This is a genomic window from Proteiniphilum sp. UBA5384 (assembly GCF_002410825.1).
GTDB lineage: Bacteria > Bacteroidota > Bacteroidia > Bacteroidales > Dysgonomonadaceae > Proteiniphilum.
In genome coordinates this window covers 1-5269 of the sequence record NZ_DHOS01000031.1, presented here as the reverse complement: position 1 = coordinate 5269, position 5269 = coordinate 1, and the positions used below count along the sequence as shown (strand labels likewise).

At 42.3% G+C, this 5269-nt stretch carries 3 protein-coding genes; all 3 read left to right on the top strand.

Annotated features, from left to right (window positions below; translation table 11 throughout):
• A partial coding sequence (locus B4G81_RS06295; RefSeq protein WP_294081141.1) for a BNR-4 repeat-containing protein occupies positions 1-751 on the top strand: 751 nt, incomplete at its 5' end.
• Positions 752-840: 89 nt separating this feature from the next.
• Positions 841-4083 carry a SusC/RagA family TonB-linked outer membrane protein gene (locus tag B4G81_RS06290; protein ID WP_294081140.1) on the top strand — a complete coding sequence of 1081 codons (3243 nt, stop codon included), beginning with the start codon at positions 841-843 and terminating at the stop codon, positions 4081-4083.
• Between the two features lie 11 nt (positions 4084-4094).
• A partial coding sequence (locus tag B4G81_RS06285) for a RagB/SusD family nutrient uptake outer membrane protein (protein WP_294081139.1) occupies positions 4095-5269 on the top strand: 1175 nt, incomplete at its 3' end.

The window sequence follows — 5269 nt, the reverse complement described above, 5'->3', positions numbered from 1 at the left end:
TTATAACCACGGCCCTATTGAAGGCCCCGACGGGTGGTTCCACATGTCCTGGATATGGAGAGACACACCTGCCGCAGAAACCAACCACGACCTTAGCTATGCAAAAAGTCCCGATTTGATCAATTGGTTTACTGCAGACGGAACCCCTATTTCATTACCCATTAAATTAAGTACCCCGGGGGTTATTGTGGATCCCGTGCCGATCAAATGCGGTATGATCAACGGAAATGGCCGAATCGGGTTCGATTCAAAAGGGCGTATTATATTATCATACCATAAGTTCGAAAATTGCTCAGACCCCTACTCTCCTTCTCAATTTTATAACGCCCGATTCGAGGATGGAAAATGGAAAATCTATCAAACCACAAATTGGGATTATAGATGGTACTTTGAAGGAGGAGGATCGTTACGCACTGAACTGGGAATCGGAGAAGTGGTATATTCAAATGGAGAGTTAAGACAAAATTATAGTTATACCGGAAAAGGAGCCGCTATTTTCATCTTATCAGAAGAGACGTTGAGGCCAATCACGACCGTAGCCTCTACACCATGGCCTTATGATGTTCGCACACTACGTTCAACATTTCCGAATATGAGAGTGAATGTAACCCGAGATGCGGCAGGAACGATAAATGGAGAACAGTATATCATGCGCCATGAAACACTTCCATCAAACAGGGATCAACCTTATCCCGAACCATGGCCCGAACCCGAAATGCTTGAGGTTTACAAGTTAAAAGAGGGTTTGTAGTCTTATCGAGTTTAAGTGATGTATAATTATCGGAAAAAGACTTATGAAAACTTTATCTAAAAAACATGATATCTTATAAAAGAATTAGTATGAACGAAATAACTAAATTTAAAATTATATACATCTTCGTTATTAGCCATTTCCTGTTGTTACTTTCAACATCCATTATAGCGGCTAATACTTCTCATGATGTCCAACAGCAAGCCCGGAAAAGGATAACCGGACATGTGGAAACTTTAGACGGCGAGCCCCTGCCCGGAGCAACTATTCTCTTCCTCGGCACTGAAAGTGGAGGAACGGTCACAGATATGGATGGCGACTTTTCTGCTTTGATTCCAGAGGGAGCAACACAATTCCAGGTCTCGTTTATAGGGATGAAAACACAAGAGATAACCATTGGGAATAGAGACTCTTTTACGATTACTATGGAAGAAGAGAGCATTGGCCTCCAAGAGGTTGTTGCCGTGGGTTATGGCATACAGAGGAAAGAGAGTGTGGTGGGTGCAATTGCCCAGGCAACCGATGAGCAACTCAAGAAAAGAGGGAATGTAACCGATATGAAGCAAGCACTCAGTGGCCAGGTTCCCGGATTGATCACACTCACCTCTTCGGGAGAACCGGGTGGTGTGGGAAGAGGGGGAAGTTCTACTCAGTTTTTTATTAGAGGTCAAAACACATGGAATGGGGGTCAGCCGTTGATTCTGGTCGACGGGGTGGAAAGAGCAATGGAAAATGTGGATGTGAATGAAGTAGAAACAATTTCCGTATTGAAAGATGCTTCTGCCACAGCGGTTTTTGGTGTGAAAGGAGCCAACGGAGTGGTTCTTATTACCACCAAAAGAGGCGCGTCAGGCAAACCATCTATTTCAGTTTCCTATAATACCACTGCTAAAATGTTGTCAAAAGTGCCGGAAATCATGGACTCATATCACGGCCTGTTGATAAAAAATGAAGCGATTGAAAGAGAAGTGGTGTTGAACGAACCGTCTTGGTCAGACTATCTGCCTTATGAAATTGTTCAACGGTATCGTCTTCCACAAACTCCCGACTATGCAGTGATTTACCCAAACGTAAAATGGCAGGAAGCACTTTTTAAAGATGTGGGATTCTCTCACAAAGCTTCTGTGAATATTTCAGGCGGAACCCAGGTCGTCCGCTACTTTGGCTCACTTGCCTATTTGCATGAAGGCGACATGTTCAAAAAATATGAAAATCACAAAGGGTATAAGCCCAATTATAATTTTGACCGGTTCAATTTCAGGAGCAATTTAGATATAAATATTACCCCATCTACCCTATTGAAGGTAAATCTTGCCGGCTATTTTTCTGTAAAGAATACATCTTATTCAAATGAAGGAAGTGCATCAAGTGCTGATTTTATGATATGGAGGGGTATTTATGGACTACCGCCCGACGCGTACCTGCCTCAATATGAAGATGGCAGGTGGGGGTATAGCAACAAAATTGGAGATTGGAACCCTGTGGCTACGGTATATAACCTAGGTATAAGAAACATCAAACAAACAAATTTGTCTTCAAATTTTGAGCTACAACAAAAATTAGATTTTATAACAAAAGGCCTGGTAGCCAAAGCGATCTTTTCGCAAGACAATGAAATAATTTCAGAGGAGGGACTTTATGATATCGCAAATCATGTGCGCCCCAATGAACCTTACAGCAATACGCCGGAGAAACAAATAAACCCTGAAAATTATACAGGACCGGGCCAAGACCCATCGGAGTACACAACAATCTTACCCATATCAGGAGTAAACAACTACGATTGGGTTTTAAGGCCATGGACGAGACGACCTGAAATTATTGGTTCAAACTCACATTACAACTGGATTCCCGTAACTCGAAGGATGATGTACCAATTTCGCTTGGAGTATGCCCAGCAGTTTGGCCTACACGATGTGACAGCTTTGGCACTCCTTAAAAGAGATGAATATGCCCGTGGAAATATGTTCAAAAATTATAGAGAGGATTGGGTTTTCAGGACCACTTACAATTACGACGCCAAATATCTATTCGAGTTCAACGGGGCATACAACGGCTCTGAACAATTTGGCCCGGGTTACCGCTTCGATTTCTTTCCTTCGCTGGCAGCCGGCTGGTATTTGTCTAATGAGAAATTTTTCAATGTGGACTGGGTTGACCGGCTTAAACTAAGATACAGCATAGGATGGGTGGGAGACGACAGAATTGGAGGTAGCCGATGGTTGTATTTGACTCAATGGGCTTACAACGGCTCTTCTCCCCTCGGTTCATTGGCAACAAGCAGGAGCCCATACACCTGGTTTACTGAAAGTGTGATGGGCAATAAAGATATCCATTGGGAAAAAGCAAAAAAACAGAATATCGGCATTGAATTGGGTGCTTTAAAAAATGCTCTCTCTCTTAATTTTGATTATTTCATTGAAAACAGAACAGATATACTAATGACCGGTAATAGCATGAGTATTCCCTCTTTTTTCGGTGGGACCCCGCCTGCAGCCAATCTGGGAAAGGTGAATTCAAACGGGTACGAATTGGAAATAAAATGGGACAAAAGGCTCGGAAATGGATTTCGTTACTGGTCTACATTGGCTCTCACGCAAACCAAGAATGAAATTATCTATAGAGATGATCCGCAGTTGCGCCCGACATATATGAAACAGGAAGGTTATTCCATTGGACAAAAAAGATCGGGTGTAAGTTCCGGTTTTTATAATAACTGGGATGAGATTTATGCCAGTATCCCCACGGAGATCAATGACAATTATAAACTCCCCGGATTCTACAATTTAATTGACTTCAATGGTGATGGAATATATAAAGGATCTGATGACAATATCCCTATAGGCTATTCGGATGTGCCCATGAATACATATAGCTTCTTTTTGGGCGGGGATTACAAGGGTTTCAGTGTAATGGCACAACTCTACGGGGTTAGAAACGCTTCGCGTACTGTTCCATTCGGTAATTTCCGGGGAAATTATACGGTAGTATATGCCCATGTGGAAGATCATTGGTCCAAATATAACCAGGATGCAACTTCTTTTCTTCCAAGATGGAAAACTCCGGGCCAAAATATAGGAGATTACTATATATATGATGCCTCATACTTACGTCTAAAAACAGTAGAGTTGTCTTATACATTTAATAAAAACAATCACTGGCTACAAACGATGGGAATCGACAATCTTAGATTGTATCTCAACGGCAGTGATCTGTTTTTATGGTCCAAGCTCCCCGACGATAGAGAATCAGCCGCTTCCGGCGGTAGTGCCACGGATGGAACGTATCCCACTGTAAAACGTATTAATCTTGGAATTGACTTCACCCTTTAAAAAACAGAACAATGAATAATAGAATATATCATTCCATAAAATATATTTTAATCTTGGTAATCTTGACTGCGTCATGTGAAGATTATTTGGACAAATCGCCTGATTCGGAGATTGATGAAGGGGCAATTTTTACCAACTTCCTGAATTTTCAAGGATTCGTAGAAGAATTATACAATTGCATAACCGACTATGACAAGGCAGTAGCTCCCAATCGGTATTTATATGCAGATGAAACACTCATGCATGCGATACATCGCTTCGACCAAGGTGATTACTGGGGCCAGGGAGATTTGTTGTATGCAACATCCAATGCGGTGAGTACCGCAACCGGTGAAACCCGTAATAAAAGAGTGTGGCCATTGTGCTGGTATGGCATCAGAAAAGCCAATATAGGACTGTCTAACCTTGATTTATTTCGAGGCACACAAGAAGAGAGAGATTTGTTGGAAGGACAAATGCTTTATTTCAGGGGATGGTTCCATTTTGAAGTCATGCGCTACTGGGGGGGAATGCCGTACGTTGATACGGTATTAACAGCTACATCTAATTTACACCTGCCTCGCCTGAATTATAGAGAAACAGCTTTAAAAGCCGCTAAAGACTTTGAACAGGCAGCCATTTTACTTCCTGTTGATTGGGACGGAACAAATGCTGGCCAACGGACCTTGGGCGATAACCGACAAAGAATCTCAAAAGTCCATGCCCTTGCCTATTTAGGAAAAAACCTGTTGTATGCTGCCAGCCCCATGATGAATGAAGAATCGACAAATAAAAATGAATATGATACGGAACTATGTAAAAAAGCAGCTGAAGCATTTGCGGAGGTACTAAAGATTTCGGAGGAAAGTGGGAAATATCAGTTACAAACGTGGGAAACTTGGACGGATAATTTCTGGGTCATGAGTCTGACCGACCTGTCGGGGGGTACTGAAGTAATACTGAACCCTCCCCCTTATCAACCGGGAAGAACAAGAACAAACACACTGAACAATTATGTCCCTGTAAAACTTCAATCAATGGCTAAGGACACGGAAGTCCCCACCCATAACTACGTGAAAAATTATGCAATGGCCAATGGCTTACCCATAGATGATCCCGATTCCGGTTATGACCCTGATGACCCATGGGTAGGTAGAGAGCCTCGCTTTTATGCGGATATCACAGTTGATAGAGACGAATTGACCTA